The organism is Caballeronia sp. (assembly GCF_049581465.1).
In the GTDB taxonomy this organism is placed as follows: Bacteria; Pseudomonadota; Gammaproteobacteria; order Burkholderiales; family Burkholderiaceae; genus Caballeronia.
In genome coordinates, this window is record NZ_JBAUSA010000743.1 from 1 (window position 1) to 1,813 (window position 1,813).

General features: G+C 60.9%; 3 protein-coding genes. 2 read left to right on the plus strand and 1 reads right to left on the minus strand.

Annotated features, from left to right (window positions below):
* Nucleotides 1–214, plus strand: a 214-nt coding sequence (locus WCA53_RS18400) for a hypothetical protein (protein WP_423913689.1), incomplete at its 5' end; no start/stop codon positions are given.
* On the opposite strand, the gene WCA53_RS18405 is transcribed toward WCA53_RS18400, so the two are convergent.
* Nucleotides 211–342, minus strand: coding sequence for a hypothetical protein (locus WCA53_RS18405; RefSeq protein WP_423913692.1), 132 nt, complete (start codon nucleotides 340–342; stop codon nucleotides 211–213). The two genes, WCA53_RS18400 and WCA53_RS18405, sit on opposite strands and share 4 nt — an antisense overlap.
* A 59-nt stretch (nucleotides 343–401) precedes the next feature.
* On the opposite strand from WCA53_RS18405, the gene gltX reads away from it, so the two are divergent.
* Nucleotides 402–1,811, plus strand: a complete 1,410-nt coding sequence (gene gltX / locus WCA53_RS18410) for a glutamate--tRNA ligase (protein ID WP_423913696.1) — start codon at nucleotides 402–404, stop codon at nucleotides 1,809–1,811.
* Nucleotides 1,812–1,813: the final 2 nt, after the last annotated feature.

Sequence of the window (1,813 nt, forward strand, 5' to 3'; positions counted from 1 at the left end):
CATCGAGCGCTGGGGCGCGGTGGTGGGCGTGGTAGCGGGAGGCGCAGGGGCAATCGCGGTCGTGGAAGTCGACGGCGCGGTGGCGCATGCGGTCAAAACGGCCGATGCGCAGCCGAGCGAGAACGCGCGACGGGACAACTGCGCAACGGATGAGGAAGGCGATGACTTCAAAAGTTTCTCCTGCGACACGACGGGCTTGAGACGAACGGGCTAGAAACGGCGGCGCTCATCATAGAACAACATGGCATCGAAACCGGCGAAATGCAGGCCGCGAGTATAATTCCGGTTCATTTTGGCCACTTCGACGGTGCTGGAAAACACGCCGAAGCGGGTCGCCGACATATCGCCTGCCCGGTTACCGCCTACGGGTACGCGCATTTCCGCTATCGAGCACATCGCCCATGACTCAAGTCCGTACCCGTTTCGCTCCGAGCCCGACTGGATTCATCCACCTCGGCAATATTCGCTCCGCACTCTACCCGTGGGCGTTCGCACGCAAGATGAAAGGCGTCTTCGTGCTGCGCATCGAGGACACCGATCTGGAGCGCTCGAACGACGCTTCCGTCGACGCTATTCTCGAAGGCATGGAATGGCTCGGGCTCGATTACGACGAAGGCCCGTTCTACCAGATGCAGCGCATGGACCGGTATCGTGAAGTGCTGAAGCAGATGCTCGATCAAGGGCTTGCGTACCCCTGCTATATGTCGACGGAAGAACTCGACGCGTTGCGCGAGCGCCAGCGCGAAGCCAATGAAAAGCCGCGCTACGACGGCACGTGGCGTCCCGAAGAGGGCAAGGTACTCCCGCCAATACCGGAGGGCATCACGCCCGTTGTGCGCTTTCGCAACCCGATCGGTGGCGTGGTGAGTTGGGACGACGCGGTGAAGGGCACGGTCGAGATCTCGAACGAAGAACTCGACGACCTGGTTATCGCGCGTCCGGATGGCACGCCGACCTATAACTTCTGCGTGGTCGTCGACGATCTCGACATGAAGATTACCCACGTGATTCGCGGCGACGACCACGTGAACAACACGCCGCGCCAGATCAACATCCTGCAGGCGTTGGGCGGCGAAGTGCCTGTGTACGCGCATTTGCCGACCGTGCTCAACGAGCAGGGCGAGAAGATGAGCAAGCGCCATGGCGCGATGTCTGTAATGGGTTATCGCGACGCCGGTTTTTTGCCGGAAGCTGTCCTGAACTATCTGGCGCGCCTCGGCTGGTCGCATGGCGATGCGGAGATCTTCTCGCGCGAGCAATTTGTCGAGTGGTTCAACCTGGACCACCTTGGCACGTCGCCGGCGCAATATGATCCGGACCGTCTGAAGTGGCTGAACGCGCATTACATCAAGGAAGCCGATAACGCGCGGCTGGAGACGCTGACGAAACCGTTCCTGGCCGAACTGGATATTGACGCTGCGATGCTTGAGGAAGGACCTCCGCTCGAACTGGTGATTGGATTGCTGAAGGATCGTGCATCGACGGTCAAGGAGATCGCCGAGAACGCCGCCATGTTCTACCAGGAACCCGTGATCGATCCGGCCGCGTTTGCGCAACATGTCACGGACACCGTGCGCCCGGCGCTGGCCGAGTTGCAAAAGGCCCTGGGCGAAGTGGAGTGGAGCAAGGAAGCCATCTCAGCCGCGTTCAAGGCCACGCTGGGTGCGCACAAGCTGAAGATGCCCCAACTCGCTATGCCGGTCCGGCTATTGGTGGCTGGAACCACGCATACGCCTTCCATTGACGCGGTGTTGATGTTGTTTGGGCGTGAGAGGGTGCTGGCGCGGCTTGATGGGGCCGCGAGAGGTTAAGG

Bases quoted from the DNA above. Each gene is read 5' to 3' on its own strand.
- WCA53_RS18405 (WP_423913692.1), bottom strand. From the start codon at position 342: ATGTCGGCGACCCGCTTCGGCGTGTTTTCCAGCACCGTCGAAGTGGCC.
- gltX (WP_423913696.1), top strand. From the start codon at position 402: ATGACTCAAGTCCGTACCCGTTTCGCTCCGAGCCCGACTGGATTCATC.